Source organism: Roseovarius sp. AK1035 (assembly GCF_003288315.1).
Lineage (GTDB): Bacteria > Pseudomonadota > Alphaproteobacteria > Rhodobacterales > Rhodobacteraceae > Roseovarius > Roseovarius mucosus_A.
Map to the genome: position 1 here is coordinate 1,147,706 of NZ_CP030099.1, position 17,722 is coordinate 1,165,427.

The 17,722-nt window shown below is 58.8% G+C and carries 21 protein-coding genes; 13 read left to right on the forward strand and 8 right to left on the reverse strand.

Annotated elements, in window-relative coordinates; genetic code table 11:
- Positions 1-2: 2 nt before the first annotated feature.
- The 3 genes from RAK1035_RS05505 to RAK1035_RS05515 are packed head-to-tail and all read right to left on the reverse strand — an operon-like array spanning position 3 to position 3,167.
- Positions 3-803, reverse strand: a complete 801-nt coding sequence (locus RAK1035_RS05505) for a transglutaminase family protein (RefSeq protein ID WP_008282767.1) — start codon at positions 801-803, stop codon at positions 3-5.
- Positions 804-806: 3 nt separating this feature from the next.
- Positions 807-1,748, reverse strand: a complete 942-nt coding sequence (locus RAK1035_RS05510; protein ID WP_037298668.1) for an alpha-E domain-containing protein — start codon at positions 1,746-1,748, stop codon at positions 807-809.
- A gap of 3 nt (positions 1,749-1,751) precedes the next feature.
- Positions 1,752-3,167 (reverse strand): circularly permuted type 2 ATP-grasp protein, encoded by a 1,416-nt coding sequence (locus RAK1035_RS05515; RefSeq protein ID WP_008282769.1) that lies wholly within the window; start codon positions 3,165-3,167, stop codon positions 1,752-1,754.
- Positions 3,168-3,448: 281 nt separating this feature from the next.
- Between RAK1035_RS05515 and RAK1035_RS05520 the strand changes: the two genes are divergently transcribed.
- The 6 genes from RAK1035_RS05520 to RAK1035_RS05545 are packed head-to-tail and all read left to right on the forward strand — an operon-like array spanning position 3,449 to position 8,206.
- A complete protein-coding gene (locus RAK1035_RS05520) occupies positions 3,449-4,165 on the forward strand; it encodes a 2Fe-2S iron-sulfur cluster-binding protein (protein ID WP_037298671.1) in 717 nt (238 codons plus the stop codon).
- A complete protein-coding gene (locus RAK1035_RS05525; RefSeq protein WP_008282771.1) occupies positions 4,158-4,490 on the forward strand; it encodes a succinate dehydrogenase in 333 nt (110 codons plus the stop codon). Before RAK1035_RS05520 ends, RAK1035_RS05525 begins: the two co-directional genes overlap by 8 nt.
- Positions 4,487-4,828, forward strand: a complete 342-nt coding sequence (gene sdhC, locus RAK1035_RS05530; RefSeq protein ID WP_008282772.1) for a succinate dehydrogenase, cytochrome b556 subunit — start codon at positions 4,487-4,489, stop codon at positions 4,826-4,828. The genes RAK1035_RS05525 and sdhC overlap by 4 nt, the downstream gene beginning before the upstream one ends.
- A complete protein-coding gene (locus tag RAK1035_RS05535) occupies positions 4,828-6,582 on the forward strand; it encodes an L-aspartate oxidase (RefSeq protein WP_008282773.1) in 1,755 nt (584 codons plus the stop codon). The genes sdhC and RAK1035_RS05535 overlap by 1 nt, the downstream gene beginning before the upstream one ends.
- Positions 6,579-7,538: a fumarate hydratase gene (locus tag RAK1035_RS05540; protein WP_008282774.1), complete on the forward strand. Its 960-nt coding sequence runs from the start codon at positions 6,579-6,581 to the stop codon at positions 7,536-7,538. Before RAK1035_RS05535 ends, RAK1035_RS05540 begins: the two co-directional genes overlap by 4 nt.
- A complete protein-coding gene (locus tag RAK1035_RS05545) occupies positions 7,535-8,206 on the forward strand; it encodes a fumarate hydratase C-terminal domain-containing protein (protein WP_008282775.1) in 672 nt (223 codons plus the stop codon). Before RAK1035_RS05540 ends, RAK1035_RS05545 begins: the two co-directional genes overlap by 4 nt.
- Here RAK1035_RS05545 and RAK1035_RS05550 read toward each other — a convergent pair.
- Together RAK1035_RS05550 and RAK1035_RS05555 are read right to left on the reverse strand one after the other, a co-directional pair.
- The gene (locus RAK1035_RS05550; protein WP_008282776.1) at positions 8,203-8,946 is read right to left on the reverse strand and encodes a sulfite exporter TauE/SafE family protein; all 744 of its coding nucleotides are present in this window, start codon (positions 8,944-8,946) and stop codon (positions 8,203-8,205) included. The two genes, RAK1035_RS05545 and RAK1035_RS05550, sit on opposite strands and share 4 nt — an antisense overlap.
- Entirely contained in the window at positions 8,943-9,851 is a 909-nt protein-coding gene (locus RAK1035_RS05555; protein ID WP_008282777.1) for a LysR family transcriptional regulator, read from the reverse strand. The genes RAK1035_RS05550 and RAK1035_RS05555 overlap by 4 nt, the downstream gene beginning before the upstream one ends.
- Positions 9,852-9,999: 148 nt before the next feature.
- Here RAK1035_RS05555 and RAK1035_RS05560 point away from each other — a divergent pair, with 148 nt between their 5' ends.
- The 6 genes from RAK1035_RS05560 (at position 10,000) to RAK1035_RS05585 (ending at position 14,933) form a co-directional block, all read left to right on the forward strand.
- On the forward strand, positions 10,000-10,977 hold the full coding sequence (locus RAK1035_RS05560) for a Bug family tripartite tricarboxylate transporter substrate binding protein (RefSeq protein WP_037298727.1): 978 nt from the start codon (positions 10,000-10,002) through the stop codon (positions 10,975-10,977).
- A 76-nt stretch (positions 10,978-11,053) separates the two neighbouring features.
- Positions 11,054-11,545 carry a tripartite tricarboxylate transporter TctB family protein gene (locus RAK1035_RS05565; RefSeq protein ID WP_008282779.1) on the forward strand — a complete coding sequence of 164 codons (492 nt, stop codon included), beginning with the start codon at positions 11,054-11,056 and terminating at the stop codon, positions 11,543-11,545.
- Positions 11,542-13,032, forward strand: coding sequence for a tripartite tricarboxylate transporter permease (locus RAK1035_RS05570; protein WP_008282780.1), 1,491 nt, complete (start codon positions 11,542-11,544; stop codon positions 13,030-13,032). Before RAK1035_RS05565 ends, RAK1035_RS05570 begins: the two co-directional genes overlap by 4 nt.
- A gap of 141 nt (positions 13,033-13,173) precedes the next feature.
- Positions 13,174-13,614: a YeeE/YedE family protein gene (locus RAK1035_RS05575; protein WP_008282781.1), complete on the forward strand. Its 441-nt coding sequence runs from the start codon at positions 13,174-13,176 to the stop codon at positions 13,612-13,614.
- Between the two features lie 3 nt (positions 13,615-13,617).
- On the forward strand, positions 13,618-14,052 hold the full coding sequence (locus RAK1035_RS05580; RefSeq protein ID WP_008282782.1) for a DUF6691 family protein: 435 nt from the start codon (positions 13,618-13,620) through the stop codon (positions 14,050-14,052).
- Positions 14,049-14,933 (forward strand): MBL fold metallo-hydrolase, encoded by an 885-nt coding sequence (locus RAK1035_RS05585; protein WP_008282783.1) that lies wholly within the window; start codon positions 14,049-14,051, stop codon positions 14,931-14,933. The genes RAK1035_RS05580 and RAK1035_RS05585 overlap by 4 nt, the downstream gene beginning before the upstream one ends.
- Positions 14,934-15,098: 165 nt before the next feature.
- Here RAK1035_RS05585 and RAK1035_RS05590 read toward each other — a convergent pair whose 3' ends face one another.
- From RAK1035_RS05590 to RAK1035_RS05600, 3 genes are all read right to left on the reverse strand, one after another.
- Positions 15,099-16,145, reverse strand: a complete 1,047-nt coding sequence (locus RAK1035_RS05590; RefSeq protein ID WP_008282784.1) for a YeeE/YedE family protein — start codon at positions 16,143-16,145, stop codon at positions 15,099-15,101.
- A gap of 42 nt (positions 16,146-16,187) precedes the next feature.
- Positions 16,188-16,472, reverse strand: coding sequence for an ArsR/SmtB family transcription factor (locus RAK1035_RS05595; RefSeq protein ID WP_375554764.1), 285 nt, complete (start codon positions 16,470-16,472; stop codon positions 16,188-16,190).
- Between the two features lie 62 nt (positions 16,473-16,534).
- Entirely contained in the window at positions 16,535-16,903 is a 369-nt protein-coding gene (locus RAK1035_RS05600) for a regulatory protein (RefSeq protein WP_008282786.1), read from the reverse strand.
- Between the two features lie 79 nt (positions 16,904-16,982).
- Here RAK1035_RS05600 and RAK1035_RS05605 point away from each other — a divergent pair, with 79 nt between their 5' ends.
- Positions 16,983-17,720: a cytochrome c biogenesis CcdA family protein gene (locus RAK1035_RS05605; RefSeq protein ID WP_008282787.1), complete on the forward strand. Its 738-nt coding sequence runs from the start codon at positions 16,983-16,985 to the stop codon at positions 17,718-17,720.
- The last annotated feature ends 2 nt before the right edge of the window (positions 17,721-17,722 follow it).

The following is a 17,722-nucleotide window of genomic DNA, read 5'->3' on the forward strand; positions in this document are numbered from 1 at the left end:
TGTCACTGTTGCTGCGTCACCTGCAGCGTCACATCCATATTCTCGGTCGCCGCCCCGTAACGATGCCCGGATATCGGCGCGGCCTCGGTATAGTCTAGCCCAGTCGCCACCCGCACATAGCGTGTATCGGGCGAGATGGCGTTGGATACGTCAAACCCGACCCATCCAAGACCCTCTACATGGGCCTCTGCCCAGGCATGGGTCGCGCTCTGTTCGTCTTGACCGTCCATCCGCAGATACCCTGAAACATACCGCGCCGGAAGACCCATTGCACGCGCGCAGGCGATGAACACATGCGCGTGGTCCTGACAGACGCCGTGCCCTGCGGCAAGCGCATCCTCTGCCGTCCAGGCAATCTCGGATTTACCGGTTTCATAGGCTATCGCCGAATGCACCCGTGTGGACAGATCATGCAGTCGCGCCAAGTCTCCCTCACCCTCGATATGACGCAGAATTTCCCGACAACCTTTGCCGGCGCGGGTGTGTTCAGTGGGGCGCTGGAATAGCCACAGAGGTGCCATGCCCTCATGCGGGCCGACAATTCCCGCGGTGTCAGTCATCTCTACCACGCCCTCGGAGCGGATGGTCAACTCGGTCACATCGGACTCAAAAGTGAACATCACCACGTGATTGCGGTGGTGATCAATGAATTCCGCCTGCTGCGTGGCGCCCTCTACGGTAACGGACCAATTCACCAGCCGCTGTCCGCGCGTTGGTTTGGGATAGAGCCGCACCTGTTGCACGCCATATGGGACTGGCGCGGAATATGAATAGTGGGTGAGGTGTTTGATGGCGAGGTGCATGGGCTATCCGTAAAACCTGTAGTCGATTTCGATTTGTTTGCTCAGCCTGCCCAGATGGCCAAGCACCTCCTGTACATATTCATGCAAGCCGTAATCAAAGATCGCGGCGACATCATGGCTCATGAACCGTCGGCAGAGTGTATCGGCCTGGTGGTGGCATGACAGGCGCAGGTCGTAATCCGTTGCCAGATAGTTGAGGTTATCGCGCAGCTTGCCACAACAGAAATTCAGGCTGCGTGGCATACGTTTGTCAAGAATCAGAAACTGCGCGATGCCCATTGGCGTCACATCGGGGCCGATGGTCAGGCGATAGCCACCTTCACCACTGACCGAGCGCAGGATCGTGTCCCATTGCACATTGTCGAGCCGCGAACCGACCGCCGCCGCTGAGGGCAGCAGCACATAGTATTTCACGTCGAGAATGCGCGCGGTATTGTCAGCGCGTTCAATGAAGGTGCCGATCCGAATGAAATCGTAGATTTCATTGCGCAGCATGGTCCCAAGGATTGCCCCACGCACCAGCGCGTTGCGTTCGCGGATCAGCGAGAGCACTTTGGGCAGATCGCGGGTTGCAACTTTGCGGGCAAGCGCCTCTTTGAGCAGCATCCAAAAGGAATTGACCGCCTCCCATGCTTCATATGTCAGCGCCGTACGTACCAGCCGTGCATTGTGCCGCGCCTGCGTGACGACCGCCATCACAGAGGATGGATTATCGGGGTCGCGCAACATCCAGTCGATTGCCAATTCCGGCAACACTTCGGTGTGTTTCTGTTGATAGCCATAGGCCACTGCCGCAGCTTGCAAAACTGACAGCCAATCGTCAGCCCCGCTGCCCGCGCGCGTCAGCGCGATGCGTTGGCCGGTCTCGATCATCCGTGATGTGTTTTCGGCGCGCTCCAGCAGACGCGCCATCCAAAAGAGCCCTCCGGCTGTTTTCCCCAACATGGCTCAGTCCTCCAACACCCAAGTGTCCTTGGTGCCGCCACCTTGGGACGAATTCACAACCAGCGAGCCCTTTTTCATCGCAACCCGCGTCAGACCACCGGGAGTCACGTTTATCCCCTCGGGCGACATCAGCACAAAGGGCCGTAAATCCACATGCCTCGGGGCCAACCCGGATTTGGTAAAGACCGGCACGGTCGAGAGGCTGAGCGTAGGTTGCGCGATGTAATTGCCAGGTCTCGCCCGCAGCTTGCGCTCAAACTCTTTTAATTCCTTCTTGCTCGCTGCGGGGCCGATCAGCATGCCATAGCCGCCCGATCCATGCACCTCTTTGACCACCAGTTCTGACAAATGCGCCAGAACGTAATCAAGGCTCTCTTTTTCGTTGCAGCGCCATGTTGGCACGTTCTGCAAGATGGGGCGCTCGCCTGTATAGAATTCGACGATCTCGGGCATGTAGCTATAGATCGCTTTATCGTCGGAAATGCCGGTGCCGGGGGCATTTGCGATGGTGATCCCGCCCGCGCGGTAGACATCCATGATCCCCGGCACGCCAAGCGCGCTCTCGGGATTGAAGTTGAGAGGGTCGAGGAAGTCGTCATCCACCCGGCGGTAAAGCACATCAATCGGTTGATATCCGCGTGTTGTGCGCATGGCGACGCGCCCGTCGACGATCCGCAAGTCATGCCCCTCGACCAGTTCGACGCCCATTTTGTCGGCCAGAAAGGCATGTTCGTAATAGGCCGAGTTGAAAATGCCGGGGGTCAGAACCGCCACCGTCGGTGTGCCTTCACAGGCCGCCGGAGCAGATGCCGCAAGCGAGCGCCGCAGGTTGCGCGGATAATCCGATACCGGGCGCACCTGATTGCGAGAGAACAGCTCTGGAAACATCCGCAACATGGTTTCGCGGTTTTCCAGCATATAGCTCACACCCGACGGCGTGCGCGCATTGTCCTCAAGCACAAAGAACTCATCCGGTCCGGTGCGCACAAGGTCGATGCCGGTGATATGGGTATAGACACCCCCCGGCGGCATCATCCCGATCATTTGGGGAAGAAACGCCACGTTGTTCGAGATCATCTCTTGCGGCAAACGCCCGGCCCGGAGGATTTCCTGTCGGTGGTAGATGTCATGCAAAAAGGCGTTGATCGCGCGCACCCGCTGCTCGATGCCGCGCTCCAGCCGCTGCCATTCCCGCCCCGAAATGATGCGTGGAATGATGTCGAAGGGGATCAGACGCTCTTCGGCCTCTGACCGCCCATAGACGTTGAACGTGATCCCCGTAAGGCGAAAAAGATCCTCCGCCTCACGACTTTTGGCACGCAGGCGAGCGGCATCTTCCTCGCTCAGCCAGGCATCAAACTTGGCATAGGGGCCACGAATCTGCCCATTCTGCCCCTGCATTTCATCGAACATATCCATAGGATCATGCTTTCCCTGTCTGGGGGCCTGTGCAATCGAAATTGTTGCGACAGACGGGTCCCAATGCGGTTTCATGCCCGCTTATCCCTCAATCATGCACAAATTTTAAGCTTTGGCAAAGAGTTGTCGCCGCGCCCAGAGGATTACCTGAGATCATCTGTGTAAGCCTTTGTTACGACAAACATTAGATTTTATTCCTTTTTGTTAGCAAAACTCATAATTATAAAAGAACCCATAGCCCCAAAGATCAGCCAGAGGTTACCGTGACCCGAACGCCCGAGATGTTGCACGTCACCGTTCAGCGCGGCACGGCAAACGACACCAGAACAGAGCACTTTGATGTCCCGGCGCGGGAGAATCAGACTGTGCTTGATGTGGTGAGCTGGATTCAGCAAGAGGCTGACCCAACGCTCAGCTATCGTTTTGCTTGCCGTGTTGGAATGTGCGGATCTTGTGCCATGATGGTCAACGGAGTGCCGCGTTGGACCTGCCGCACCCATGTCAGCCGCGTTGCCAGCGGCGGGCAGCTGGATATTGCGCCGTTGCGCAATCTTCCGGTGATCAAGGATTTGGCGACAGACATGGACCCGTTCTTTGACAAATGGGTGGCCGCAGAGGCGCGGCATCACCCGACACGCGGACGACTGGAAGAGTTTGACCCGATCAAGCCTGACGCCCCCGAACGAGCCGAGGCCAATCTTGGCATTGAATGCATCAATTGCGGCATCTGCTATGCCGCCTGTGACACCGTGGCAGGCAACCCCGATTATCTAGGACCCGCCGCATTGCAACGCGCTTGGACCCTTCTCAACGACAGCCGTGATGCAGACCGGCCGGGTATTCTGGCGGCGGTCTCGGGCAAGGGCGGCTGTCATAACTGCCACTCGATGGGCAGTTGCGCGCAGTATTGCCCCAACGGGCTGAACCCGATGCGCGCGATTGCGGGGTTAAAGCGGGAAACGGTCAAAGCGGCCTTGCGGGGCAAGCGCGATGCTTGATCTGCGGCTCTACATGGCGCAACGCCTGAGCGCTTTGGTGATGGCCCCCTTGGTTCTGGGCCATATCGCCGTGATGATCTATGCCATTCAGGGCGGCCTCAGCGCGGCCGAAATTCTGGGCCGTACCCAAGGCAGCCTCCTGTGGTTCCTGTTTTACGGCACCTTTGTCATTGCGGTCTCCGTCCATGCCGCCATTGGTATGCGTGTCATTGCGCACGAATGGCTGCGCTTGCGCGGCATCGCGCTTGGGATGCTGACATGGAGCATCTGTGCGGCCCTTGTTGCCCTTGGCCTGAGCGCGGTATTTGCGGTGACGCTGCCATGAAGCAACCGCCCCGCTCGCACCCGCTCTGGTTTGCCTTTGTGCTGCACCGCATCTCTGGTCTGGCGCTTGCGCTCTTTCTGCCTGCGCATTTCTGGCTATTGTCACAGGCGATTACCGCCCCTGCGCGACTTGATGGCTTTCTCGCCTTTGCCGAAAATCCCTTGGTCAAGATCGCCGAATTCGGTCTCGTCTTTCTGCTTGCCGTCCATATGTTCGGCGGCTTGCGCCTGATGGCGCTCGAATTCCTGCCATGGTCCGACCGCCAGAAAACGCTGGCCGCGGGGGCGGTTGGCGCGGCACTCTTTCTGTCTGGCACGTTTTTCCTGAGGGCGATCTGATGACCCATATCGACCGACATGATACCGATATTCTGATCATCGGCACCGGCGGTGCGGGGCTTTTTGCGGCGCTGCATGCGCAGCAATCGGCGCCTGCAGGCACGCGGATCACCATTGCCGTCAAGGGCCTCATTGGCAAATGTGGCTGCACGCGCATGGTGCAGGGTGGCTATAACGTGGCGCTGGGTGGCGGCGACAGCGTCGAGCGGCATTTCATGGACACCGTAAAGGGCGGCAAATGGCTGCCCAATCAGGATATGGCCTGGAAACTTTGCGAACAGGCGGTGGTGCGCATCCACGAGCTGGAAAATGAAATCGGCTGCTTCTTTGACCGCAACCCCGATGGTAGCCTGCACCAAAAAGCCTTTGCTGGACAGACCGCCGACCGCACGGTCCACAAGGGCGACCTGACCGGCATCGAGATCATCAGCCGGTTGATGGAGCAGGTTCTGGCGCGCCCCGTGGAAAAGCTGCAGGAACACCGCGCCATTGGTCTTATCCCTACGCGCGACGGTAGCGCCTTGGCGGGTGTGCTCTTTATCGACATGCGCACGGGCGGCTTTCGTCTGGTGCGCGCCAAGACGGTCCTTATGGCCACGGGTGGCGGGCCGACGATGTACAAGTACAATACCCCTTCTGGCGACAAGACGATGGATGGTCTCGCCATGGCGCTGCGTGCAGGATTGGAACTGCGCGATATGGAAATGGTGCAGTTTCATCCCACCGGCCTCTTGGCGGGGGATCACACGCGGATGACCGGCACCGTGCTGGAAGAGGGGTTGCGCGGCGCGGGCGGTCAGCTTCTGAACGGTGCCGAAAACCGCTTTATGTTCGACTATGACCCCAAGGGCGAGCGCGCGACCCGCGATGTCGTCAGCCGCGCCATCTATGCCGAAATGCGCAAGAACAATACGTCTGCGAATGGTGGCGTCTTTATCTCTATGACGCATCTTGGCCCCGACAACGTGCGCGCCAAATTCCCCGGTATGGTCAAACGCTGCGCTGACAGCGGCTTTGATCTGGCAGGTGGTTTGGTCGAGGTCGTGCCAACCGCGCATTACTTCATGGGCGGCGTGGTGGTCGATCCCGATACCCGCACCGCGATGGAAGGGCTCTATGTGGCGGGCGAGGATGCCGGCGGCGCGCATGGCTCGAACCGTTTGGGGGGCAATGGCGTGGCCAATTCCACCGTTTATGGCGGTGTCGCGGGTGATGTGATGGGCGCGGATATTCGCACCATGGGCGCGCTACGCGATCCATGCCCCAACGCGCTGCAGGCCGAGGTTGACCGCGCCTTGCATCCCCTCAGCCGTCAGCCCGCGCCGGTTCATCCCCTGCGTCACGCGCTGCAAGAGGCGATGTGGGAAGACGTTGGCGTGATGCGCACAGCGGCGGGCATGGAGCGTGGTTTGACCCGCGTTGCCGAGATTTCCGATGCGCTGATGACTGTGGGCGTCGCAGGCGATAATCTTGCCTTCAATCTTACATGGCACGATTGGCTAAACCTGCGCTCACTCTGTGACGTGTCCGAGGCGATTACGCTGGCGGGCCTTGCGCGCGAAAACTCGCGCGGCGCGCATTACCGAGAGGATTTCCCGGACGAGGGTGATCTTGATGCGTCCTATTTCACCGTGATCACCCAAAAGGGCAGCGATCTGACGGTCCGCCGTGATGCGGTGCAATTCACGATCATTCGCCCCGGCGAAACAATCCTGCCCGAGACCGAACCCGAAACATTGGTGGCCGCGCAATGATCCCAATCGAGCTTATCCAGAACACCGCCGAGCGCCTGATGGACAAGGCTGCGATCGAAATTCCAGACGATTACTTGACCGGCCTTCAAGCAGCAGCCGAGACCGAGGATGGTGATCTGTCGTCTTTCGTCCTTCAAGCGATGCTTGAGAATTACAAAGCCGCCAAAGAGGACCGCCGCGCGATGTGCGGCGATACGGGGTGTCCGCGTTGGTATGTGAAGATGGGCAACGAGGCTCGGATTGAGGGGGGGCCGGTCGCGCTCGAATCCGCGCTGCGCCGCGCGACAGCCAAGGCCACCTATGACGTGCCCCTGCGCCCCAATCGCGTGCATCCCCTCTGGCGCACGGATCACAACAATAATGTTGGCATCGGCGCGCCTGAGATCGAGTATGCGTACGAGCCGGATGGCGACTGGATTGATCTTATAACGGTGCACAAAGGCGGTCTCTTTGGCACGGATTACCGCATGCTCTTTCCGTCTGACGGGATCGAAGGGATCAAGCGGTTTTATCTCGACAGTCTTGTTGCCTTTGGCAAACGGGGGCTGGCCTGTCAGCCTGCGATCATCGGCATCGGGCTGGGTGGGTCCAAGGATACCTGCATGGTGTTGGGCAAGCGCGCCGCCTGCCTGCGCGTCGTGGGCAGTGAGAACCCGGACCCGAAGATCGCCGCGTTAGAGCGCGAGTTCAAGGATTTGGGCAACTCCATCGGCATGGGCGCGATGGGGTTTGTCGGCAAGAACATGGTGATCAATTGCAACATCGAGGTGGGCTATTGCCATACCGGTGGCATGCAGATGTCGGTGCATGCCTTTTGCCTCTCGTCCCGCAGGGCCGTCGCGCGTCTCTATCCTGATGGGCGGGTCCACTACCGCACAGATCCCGAATGGTTTACCCCCTATCAGCGCCGCGAAACCGTGGATTGGCCGGGCAGTGCACAGGAGGCGGCAGAATGACCAAGCCCCGCGAAATCCGCCTGAGCACCACCCCAACGCCCGAGGCGCTGGCCGAACTGCGCCTCGGCGATATCGTTTATCTTGATGGGTTGCTCTATACGGCCCGTGAAGGCGTCTACATGCGCGCATTGGAGCAAAAGGCGAATATTCCGCTGGAACTGCCCAGCCAGAGTGCAGCGAATTTCCACTGCTCTCCTGCCGCCGCCATTCGCCCCGATGGATCTTTCAACATGGGGGCGGTGACAGCCACCGCCTCTTTCCGCTTTGCCAAATGGTTGCCGGAATGGATGGCCAAGACAGGGGCCAAGCTGATCATCGGCAAAGGCGGCATGTCGTCGAAGGATTACAAATCCTATTTCGTACCCAATGGTGCGATTTACCTTTCAACCGTGGGCTATGGCACCGGGGCGCTGTTAGGTCGTGGCATCGAAAAGGTCGAGGCCGTGCACTGGCAGGATGAATTGGGATTGGCGCAGGCGATGTGGGTCATTCGCTGCAACAAGATGGGGCCGTTCATCGTGGCGTCTGACTTGGACGGAAACTGCCTTTTTGAACGCGAGAACGCCAAGATCGCCAAAAACCTCGAACGGGTCTACGAAGGCACGCGCCCCGCGACGCTCAAGCGCTATGGCGAGACGGATGATCGCTCTGACGAGGTGATTGGCTAGATCAGCTCGCGCAAAAGCAAAACCACGCCCGAAACAAAGGTCATGACGATCAGCAATCGCCGAAAGGCCGTATCGCTTAGTCGTTTGAACACGCTTATCCCAATCTGCGCCGCCAAAAGCGCCGCCGGGATTGCAATCGCAAGATAGATCAAGGTCTCGTGCGTGTAGGCACCTTTGAGTGCCAGCGTCCCTGTCGCTACCGCGAGAACACCCACGTTGAACGGTTGAAGAACGGCGCGTGTCTCATGCCGTGGCCAAGGACGCAGCGTACACCACATCATCGGCAGCGCCCCCGAGAGCGAGGCCGCACCGCCTAGAATGCCGCCCAAAAACCCCACGAGCATATCCCAGAATGGCGTGGCCCGTTCGAACGTTGGAAGGTTTGCACGCAGAGTGAAATACCCACCGTAAAGCAGCAGCATCGCCGCCACGACGGTCTTGAGCGTGCTGGCGTCAATCACGCTGAGGATCGTCACACCAATCGGGATGCCCGCCAATCCTGGTATGAGAAAACGCGCCAGCCGCCGCTTGTTCTGTCCGATGGCCGCGCGCACGACCCAAAGCCCTTGCAGGCCCGTGACCACGGATAACACGACCAACATGGCCACCGCTTGAACGGGCGGCAGAACGGCGAGAAAGAAGCCAAGCGCAAACAGGGCTGTGCCAAACCCGGCAAGACCGTTGATGAAGCCGCCTGCCATTGCGCCCGCAATGACATAGGGCAGGGCGTCGGCGTTCATCCCGTGGGTCCGCCTGTGGAGGGAGTGAAAATGCCGATCTCGACCGCACCCAACAGGGCTTTGTGGATTTCCTGAATGATGCGGATACGTGGATTGTCGCGCCGATAGGCCAGTGTCAGTTGGCGTACGGGCGCGCCCTCGGGCAGTGGCACGCGGCGCAGCGGTAGCGGTTGCACCCCCCGCACACATCGCGCAGGAACGATAGAAACGCCAAGACCCGCAAGCACCATGCTCGAAATCGCTTCGAGTCCCTGCAATTCCATCGTGACCGACACGGGAATCCCGTGCTCGCGCAGCCAACCGTCGATCAGCCCACCGACAACAGCGTCGCGGCTAAACCGAATAAACGGATACCGGAGCAAAAGATCTCGCACATCGTCGCCCTTGGCCTCTTGTGGGGCAAGCAGTTCCATTGGCTCTTGCGCAATGTCGGCATGGTCGATTTCCGGGGGTAACGGGCCCTGCCGTGACAGCACCGCCGCATCAAGCGCGCCGCGTTCAACCTCTGCGATGAGCGAGGTGGTCATCCCGGGTACGATACGCACATGCAGGTCTGGATAGCTTTCCTTGAGCAAGCGCACTGACAGCGGGGTCAGGCCCGTCAGGGTCATAGGAACGGCCCCCAACGAGATTTCGCCACGAAACCCTTCGTCGCCCAAGACCGACGGCACGATGGCATCGTAGGCACGCACGATATCGCGCGCCCGCGCCACCAATGCACGCCCCGTCGGGGTCAGTTCCGGCGACCGGCGTGAGCGGTCAAAAAGCACAACCCCCCATTCTTCCTCGAGGCTGCGCATTTGTTGGCTGACGGCGGCGTGGGTCACAAAAACCGCTTCGGCAGCAGCGCTAAAGGTCTTGTGGTCATCCACCGCAATCAGGGTGCGCAAGCGCCGGATTGACATGTCCCGCCTCTTTCGTAAGTTTAGTTAACGCATCCTGTAACGGAATATTGCTTATATTAAGCGTGTCTTAAAGTTACACCTAAAGACGACGGCGTTGCAATCAGCGAACAAGCCTGCCGCCGACACCACAGAGGAGGAGGAGGAAAACATGATGCTGAGACAGTTGGGCGCGGTGTGCGCTATGGGGCTTGGGCTGACGGCGACTGCCGCGTTGGCCGAATATCCCGAACGCCCCATCAACATGGTCATTCCCTATGGCGCAGGCGGCGCGACCGATATTTCGGCCCGCACCATCGCAGAGCCCTTGGGCACCGTGGTCGGCAAGCCGCTGGTCATGTCGAATATTACGGGGGCAGGGGGTGCCACCGGATCGGTTGCGGTGCAAAACGCCAAGGCGGACGGCTATACCATGCTCTTTGCCCGCGTCGGCTCGCACACGGTCAATCCGGCGATGAAGGCCACGCTGCCCTACACGCTCGATGATTTCCGCTTTGTGACGGTGTATGAAATCAACCCCGTCGCCTGTGCCGTGCGCCCTGATTCCGGCATCGAAACCATCGAGGATCTCATTGCTCTGACGGAATCCGAGGGCACCAGCTATAGCTCTTCTGGCGTCGGTTCGATGCTGCATCTCGCGGCGGTGATGGTGCTGGATGAATTCGGTGTCGAGAACCCGCTGGATAAGGCGATTCACATTCCCCAAGGCGGCGGTGGTGAGGCGGCCACGGCTGTTCTCAACGGCACTGTGACCTTTATCTGCACCAACACATCGGCGCTTGCCAATTTTGTGGCCAATGGGCAACTGAAGCCGATCCTCGTGACCACGGCCGAACCTGTCGAGGGGTTTGATGCGCCGACGGCTGTCGATCTGGGCAAGCCTGATCTGACACAGCTTGTGGGGTGGACCGGTATCGCTGGGCCGGATGACTTGCCAGACGAGGTTGCCGCAAAATGGGGTGAATGGATGGCCGCAGCAGCCGGAGACGCGAAATTCGTGGACCAGATGAGCGCGATGGGTTCGGTCATCAATGTTATGAGTCCCGAAGAAGCCAACGCTTTCATTCAGGCGCAGTATGAAACCTTTCGTGCGCTGGTCGACAAGCTCGGCATGCGGATTGAGGGCTAAAGCATAGCGCACGCATAGGTCGGGCACAGAGATGCCCGGCCTTTCAGTGCTAGCAAACTGATCGGGGAGGATCAGGGTGAACAAACGCGCAATTCAGGTGCAACTGGGCATCGGTGCCTGTGTGGCCTGTGTTTTTCTGATCCTCTATGCAATTCCCTATTGGATCTCTGCCCCGAGCAATATTCGCAACATCGTGCTGTCGCCCCGGTTTTGGCCCTACGCCATCGCCGGTCTGACAGGACTGGTTGGGCTGGGCATGCTCTTTGCTGGCCGCAAGGAAGATGTTGACGGCACGCCGGCCAATGACCCGATCGAAGACCCGCGCGCTGGGCTGATGCGGTTGGCGGGCATGGCAGTTTTGATGGCTGTCACCTTCTGGCTTTTGCCGCGCATCGGTATGGTCTGGGCGTCGATGCTGGCCTTTGCATCGCTCGCCTTTTTGGTGAAGACACGTCATCCGAAAACGGCGTTGATTTGCGCTGTGGCGGTGCCACTTCTGCTCTATGGGTTCTTCGCCCATGTCGCCGGTGTCGCGATCCCGCAGGGTGAATTTGTGAGGCTGCCATGAGCGTGATCGACAATTTAATGGCCGGCCTCGCATTGGTCGGAAATGTAGACGCGCTTGTGTCCTTGGCGATCGGGATCGTTATCGGGGTCATCGGTGGGGCAATTCCGGGGATTTCTGCGACGATGGCGGTGGCGCTCACCTTGCCCTTTACCTTTCCGATGCAGCCTATCAATGGCATCCTTTTGCTCTTGGGTGTTTACAAGGGCGGTATCTTTGGCGGTTCAATCCCGGCCATCCTGATCAAGACACCCGGTACGCCTGCATCTTCGGCCACGGTGCTCGACGGGCATCCGATGGCGGCACGTGGCGAAGCGGGGCGCGCGCTGGGCATGGCGCTTTGGGCCTCCTGCACGGCAGACGTGATCTCGAACCTGGCCTTGATCCTTTTTGCGGGTTGGCTTGCGTCTTTTGCGCTCAGCTTTGGTCCGCCAGAGTTCTTTGCACTCATCCTCTTCTCGCTTACAATTATCGCGGGCGTGTCGGGCGAGAGCCTGTTGCGTGGCGCGCTCTCTGCGCTCTTGGGCCTGCTTTTGGCCACCATTGGGCTTGACCTCGTTTATGGCACCAATCGCTTTACCTTCGGCGATCCCAACCTCATGGGCGGTCTGAACTTTATCGCCGTGCTGATCGGTCTCTTCGCCATTCCAGAAGTCATCAACATGGTTTGGCACCCCACCGGGCATATGGGCAAGGTGCAGACACTGGGCAGCAAATGGGTTACATTCGCCGAGTATCGGCGGTGTTTCCGCTCTATCGTGCGGGGCAGTTTTATCGGTGTGTTTCTCGGCGCGATCCCCGGTATCGGCGCGGCCCCTGCGGCCTTTCTCAGCTATTCAGAGGCGCGCCGCAAATCCCCCAACAAGGCCAATTTTGGAAAAGGCGAAATAGAGGGTGTCGCCGCCTCTGAGGCGGGCAACAATGGTGTCGCGGGTGCCACGCTGATTCCGCTTCTGGCCTTGGGTGTGCCCGGCGATGTCATCACCGCCATCATCATCGGTGCCTTTATGGTGCATGGCTTGCAGCCGGGGCCCATGATGTTCGTGATGAACGTGGATATCATCTATGGCCTTTTCATCGGCCTCATCTTTTCCTCAGGCTTGCTTTTGATCGTCGGAGGTTTGGCAATTCGTGGGTTCAAACCCGTGGCCGACATCCCCAAGCGTATCCTGATGCCCATCGTCCTTGTGCTTTGCATCTACGGGGTCTTTGCGGTTAACAACAACATCTTCGATGTCGGCGTTATGTTTGTGATGGGTTGGGTTGGCTTTGTCTTGTCCCGGTATCACATACCCGCCGCTCCGTTCTTGATCGCCTTCATTCTTGGCCCGCTTCTCGAGGATAATTTCCGCAAAGCGATGCTGATGTCAGGCGGTTCGCCAGATGTGTTGTTGCGTGGGCCGATTACCTGGTTCTTCTGGACTTTGACCCTGATCGCGGTCGTGGCGATTGCACGCGGCACGCTTGACAAGGCACGAGACAAAGGCTGAGCGCGGAGTAAGGTGAAATTTTCGTGACCAGCTCCTTTGGGGACTGCGAAACCGTGACTTCCTTTATTATATTCAAAAAATCTTATATAATCGTCACAGGCACCCTGGCGGGTGTTTTGCCGTGACCAGAGAGGAAAAGAGATGACAGGCACCGAAACTGAATTTACCCCGCTAATGTCATTCGCGGGCGGTGTGTTGATCGGCTTGTCAGCCGTGTTGCTGATGTTTTTTCAAGGTCGGATCATGGGGGCCACTGGCATTCTGTCGGGATTGATTACCGGCGGGGTGCCGGGCGATAAAATCTGGCGCGCGGCGATGGTTGTAGGCATGATCGCCGGACCGCTTTTGGTGCTGGGGCTGACCGGGCAGATGCCCGCAGTCGAGGTGCCGATTAGCCTGCCGATGATCTTGATTGGGGGCTTCATCGTGGGCATCGGCGTGACCTTTGGGTCTGGCTGCACCTCGGGTCATGGGGTTTGCGGCCTTGCGCGGCTTTCGCCCCGGTCATTCGTAGCCACGCTGACCTTTATGGTCGTGGCCTTTGCGACTGTCTATGTCCTGCGTCACGTGATTGGAGCCTGAGCCATGGGCATTCTGTCAGCCTTGTTTGTCGGTCTTGTTTTTGGCGTGGGAATTGCCATCTCTGGCATGATCAATCCGGCTAAGGTGCTCAACTTCTTTGACATCGCCGGGACATGGGACCCAAGCTTGATCTTTGTGATGGGTGGTGCGCTGCTTACCACCTTTGTCGGTTACCGCGTGGTGCTCGGACGCCCCAAGCCGATCCTCGAGCCAAAGTTCAAGCTGCCCACCAAGACGGTCATTGATACCCGTCTGATTGGGGGGTCAGCGGTCTTTGGCCTTGGTTGGGGCATCGCCGGGTTTTGCCCCGGCGCGGCTATTCCGGCGCTTGGCTCTGGCAAATACGAGGTGCTGGCCTTTGTAGCCGCGCTCTTGTCCGGGATCTGGGTGGCGAATATGATTCAAACGAAACAGTCTGACAAAAGGATAACGGCATGACCGACTATCCCGTGAACATGGGCGTCAAGCCAGAGGTCAAAGCATTCTTTGACGAGGCCACGAATACGATCAGCTATGTGGTTAAGGACCCCGAATCGCGCGCCTGTGCCGTGATTGATAGCGTGATGGATATCGACATGGCAGCAGGGCGGATCACCTATGCACATGCCGATGCAATGATTGCCCATGTTATGGATCACGGCCTGACGCTTGAATGGATCATCGAGACCCATGTCCACGCCGATCATCTCTCGGCAGCGCCGTATATTCAGCAGAAGCTGGGCGGCAAGATTGGAATTGGTGAAAAGATTCTGGTGGTTCAGGACACTTTTGGCAAAATATTCAACGAAGGCACCGAGTTTCAGCGTGATGGCAGCCAGTTCGATGCTTTGTTCAAAGATGGTGATACCTATAAAGTAGGCCAAATGAACTGCCTTGCGATCCACACGCCCGGCCACACGCCCGCCTGCATGGTGCATGTGATGGGCGATGCCGCCTTTGTTGGCGACACGCTCTTCATGCCTGATGGTGGGTCTGCGCGGGCGGATTTCCCCGGCGGTGATGCGGGTGAGCTCTATGACAGCATCCAAAGGGTTCTACGCCTGCCCGACGACATGCGTCTTTTCATGTGCCACGACTACGGCCCAAACGGCCGCGATATTCAGTGGGAAACCACCGTCGGGGCGGAAAGGGCGCATAACATCCATGTAGGCGGCGGCAAGACCCGTGAAGACTTCGTGAAGTTCCGCACAGAGCGCGACGCACAGCTTGCCATGCCCCGGCTGATATTGCCGTCCTTGCAGGTCAACATGCGCGCGGGCGAATTGCCCCGTGATAGCGCGGGCAACCCGATGTTGAAGCTCCCTGTTAACCGTCTCTAAGCCAACGCCAAGGCAGGGCAGGGGGCGCTATGCTCGGATCATGCTTATCCCACAATCTCTGGCCTAGGCGCATCTTGCGAGGCTGTATGCCTCGATCCGTCCCTGTGGGGTATTTGGCACCAGCCGCGCCTTTCACTCTCGTGTGCCCTATTCCGTGGCGAGTGATTAGGCAAAGCCGGTGATGAGCTGGCGCAAGCCAATCGCCGCACCCACAAATATCGCGGCAAAGGTGATCGGCGCGCTAAAGGACAGCACCGAAAAGGCGGAAATCCCCTGCCCGACCGTGCAACCAAAGGCCAGCACTGCGCCAAAGCCCATGCAGACCGCGCCCAGCATCTGCCGCCGCAATTCCCTCGGGTCCTCACAGGCTTCCCACCGGAAATGGCCTTTGATCAGGCTGCCGCAAAACGCGCCGGCCAGCACGCCAAAGACCGACGCCACGCCAAAGCTGAGGCCACCACCGCTGGCGGTCATCAGAAAGATGATAGTCTCGCCGAGGGGCGCAGAGAATGTATGCGTTTGCACCGGCTGCGGCATGAATCCATGCGTGGCCACCCAAGAGGTGCCAAACCAGCCCGATGTGACCGCAATCCCAACCATCGCCCCCCAAAAGAGCGCCCGACGGTTCTGTAAAAAGTCGCGCGAGGCAAGCGCCGCTAGGCATATCAGCGCTGAAATCGCCAATCCGACCCAGATCATCGGGAGCCCAGTGAGCCCGCCCAGAATCTGCGCATAGGACTGGTTTTCAAACGCAGGGCTTGTCGCCTCTGTCGCCATGATCCGTAGCCGGGCAAAGGGGCCTGACATCATCACATAGGCTGAAATGCCCATCACGAGCACGATCACAAAGGCCCGCAGATCACCCCCGCCAAATCGCGCAAGCGCACCAAAGCCGCAGTTCCCAGCCAGCGACATACCATAGCCAAAGAGCAGCCCACCCAAAACACTGGCCAGCGGCGACCAAGGCGTGATCCAATAGGCATTGGCTGAAATATCAAAGAGGCCCAGACCAGCCAGCCCAAAGGCCGTGATCCCCGCCACCCCAATCGCCAGCCCCCACATGCGCAGACGCGTATCGCTCTGCTGATAGAGCAGATCCTCAATCGCGCCCAAGGTGCAGAATCGTCCGATGCGCGCCGCAAGCCCAAGTATCATGCCGCCCGCAAAGCCGAATATCAGGATCATCAGGGGTTCAGAAATGCCACCGGGCATGATGCTCCTCCGTTTGACGCTGGCAAGGCCGCGGCGCGTGAATCACGGCTGCTTGCAAAACAGATCGTATACAGTTTCGAGCATCTGTATCGCGCGCCGGTCTGTCAAACGGTAATAGATGGCTTTGCCTTCACGTCGTGGTGTAACCAACCCTTCCAAGCGCAAGCGTGAGAGCTGTTGTGACACGGCCGCCTGTCGCGCCGAGAGCAGATCTTCAAGTTCGGTTACTGTCTTTTCACCGGTTGCGAGATGACAGAGGATCATCAACCGCCCCTCATGGCTGATTGCCTTGAGAAACTCTGCCGCCGTATGCGCCAGATCGAGCATCGCATCGACGCTTTCGTTCGACACATCCAGTTGTGGAGGAGGAGCGCGGCGTAGCATCGGAATCACGGCGCTTTGGTTGCGTCGGGATGCGCATCCAAAAGCTGCGTCAGCAGAAACCAAAAGAATTCATCGCCCGCATAGCCCTCGATCCGGCCCAGTTCCTGACCGTCCTCGACCAGAACAAAAGTTGGGGTAAAAATGGGGCGACTGGAAAAGGCAATATCTTCGGGCAGCGCGTTGATCTGTACCCGACGCAAGGGCGCGCGTGCGCCCTCGATGGTTTTGGGATAGGCCGGGCCAATCTCGGCATTCCACCGCTCGCACCAATGGCAGCCATGCCGCTCGACCATGACCAGTTCTGCCGCCAAGAGCGGACCCATCAGGCCGAATGTCAGAAAAAGGCTGACGAGAAAGGTAGCAAGCATACGCATCGGTGTTCCGATTGACGGACAGACTAAAACATATGATAGTTTGAATATGTTTGCGGATCAACCCGTCTAAGGATTCCCCATGTTCGATGTCTCTCTGCTCAGCGCCTTTGTCGGGGGATTGATCGTCTTTTTCTCGCCCTGTGTGCTGCCCATCGTCCCATTTTACCTCAGCTACATGGCCGGAGCGTCGATGTCAGAGATCAGCGCCGAGGGCCGTCTTGCCCCGGGCGTGCGCCGCCGTGCCTTTGCCGCATCGGTCATGTTCTCGGCGGGAATCATCACTGTCTTTGTTTTGCTAGGGGCAGCCGCCTTTGGCCTCAGCCAGGCGTTCCGCGGCTTTCAGACCGAGTTTCGCCTCTTTGCTGCGCTCGTCGTGCTGATCCTCGGGCTGCATTTTTTGGGCGTGCTGCGCATCAGCTTTCTCAACCGGGTGTTTCAGATGGATGCGGGCGATACCCGGAACATGTCGGTGCTTGGCGCCTATGTGGTTGGCTTTGCCTTTGCCGCAGGTTGGACGCCATGTGTGGGCGGTGTGCTGACAGCCGTGGTTTTCACTGCAAGCACCGAGGCCACGGCGATGAAAGGGCTGGTGCTGCTCTTGGTGTTTGGTCTGGCCATGACCACGCCCTTCATGGTGGCCTCGCTTTTTATCGGGCCGTTTCTGCGCTTTGCTTCGAAATTCCGCCGCCACCTGCCCAAGGTCGAAAAGGCGATGGGGCTGCTACTGATCATCTTCGCCGCGCTCATTGCCACCGACAGCGTCAATTACATCGCCCAATGGATGCTGGAGACATTCCCAGCCTTCCAAAACATCTAATC

Coding starts and splice junctions, on each gene's coding strand:
- RAK1035_RS05505 (WP_008282767.1), bottom strand. CDS start 803: ATGCACCTCGCCATCAAACACCTCACCCACTATTCATATTCCGCGCCA.
- RAK1035_RS05510 (WP_037298668.1), bottom strand. CDS start 1,748: ATGTTGGGGAAAACAGCCGGAGGGCTCTTTTGGATGGCGCGTCTGCTG.
- RAK1035_RS05515 (WP_008282769.1), bottom strand. CDS start 3,167: ATGGATATGTTCGATGAAATGCAGGGGCAGAATGGGCAGATTCGTGGC.
- RAK1035_RS05520 (WP_037298671.1), top strand. CDS start 3,449: ATGTTGCACGTCACCGTTCAGCGCGGCACGGCAAACGACACCAGAACA.
- RAK1035_RS05525 (WP_008282771.1), top strand. CDS start 4,158: ATGCTTGATCTGCGGCTCTACATGGCGCAACGCCTGAGCGCTTTGGTG.
- sdhC (WP_008282772.1), top strand. CDS start 4,487: ATGAAGCAACCGCCCCGCTCGCACCCGCTCTGGTTTGCCTTTGTGCTG.
- RAK1035_RS05535 (WP_008282773.1), top strand. CDS start 4,828: ATGACCCATATCGACCGACATGATACCGATATTCTGATCATCGGCACC.
- RAK1035_RS05540 (WP_008282774.1), top strand. CDS start 6,579: ATGATCCCAATCGAGCTTATCCAGAACACCGCCGAGCGCCTGATGGAC.
- RAK1035_RS05545 (WP_008282775.1), top strand. CDS start 7,535: ATGACCAAGCCCCGCGAAATCCGCCTGAGCACCACCCCAACGCCCGAG.
- RAK1035_RS05550 (WP_008282776.1), bottom strand. CDS start 8,946: ATGAACGCCGACGCCCTGCCCTATGTCATTGCGGGCGCAATGGCAGGC.
- RAK1035_RS05555 (WP_008282777.1), bottom strand. CDS start 9,851: ATGTCAATCCGGCGCTTGCGCACCCTGATTGCGGTGGATGACCACAAG.
- RAK1035_RS05560 (WP_037298727.1), top strand. CDS start 10,000: ATGATGCTGAGACAGTTGGGCGCGGTGTGCGCTATGGGGCTTGGGCTG.
- RAK1035_RS05570 (WP_008282780.1), top strand. CDS start 11,542: ATGAGCGTGATCGACAATTTAATGGCCGGCCTCGCATTGGTCGGAAAT.
- RAK1035_RS05575 (WP_008282781.1), top strand. CDS start 13,174: ATGACAGGCACCGAAACTGAATTTACCCCGCTAATGTCATTCGCGGGC.
- RAK1035_RS05580 (WP_008282782.1), top strand. CDS start 13,618: ATGGGCATTCTGTCAGCCTTGTTTGTCGGTCTTGTTTTTGGCGTGGGA.
- RAK1035_RS05585 (WP_008282783.1), top strand. CDS start 14,049: ATGACCGACTATCCCGTGAACATGGGCGTCAAGCCAGAGGTCAAAGCA.
- RAK1035_RS05590 (WP_008282784.1), bottom strand. CDS start 16,145: ATGCCCGGTGGCATTTCTGAACCCCTGATGATCCTGATATTCGGCTTT.
- RAK1035_RS05595 (WP_375554764.1), bottom strand. CDS start 16,472: ATGCTCGATCTGGCGCATACGGCGGCAGAGTTTCTCAAGGCAATCAGC.
- RAK1035_RS05600 (WP_008282786.1), bottom strand. CDS start 16,903: ATGCGTATGCTTGCTACCTTTCTCGTCAGCCTTTTTCTGACATTCGGC.
- RAK1035_RS05605 (WP_008282787.1), top strand. CDS start 16,983: ATGTTCGATGTCTCTCTGCTCAGCGCCTTTGTCGGGGGATTGATCGTC.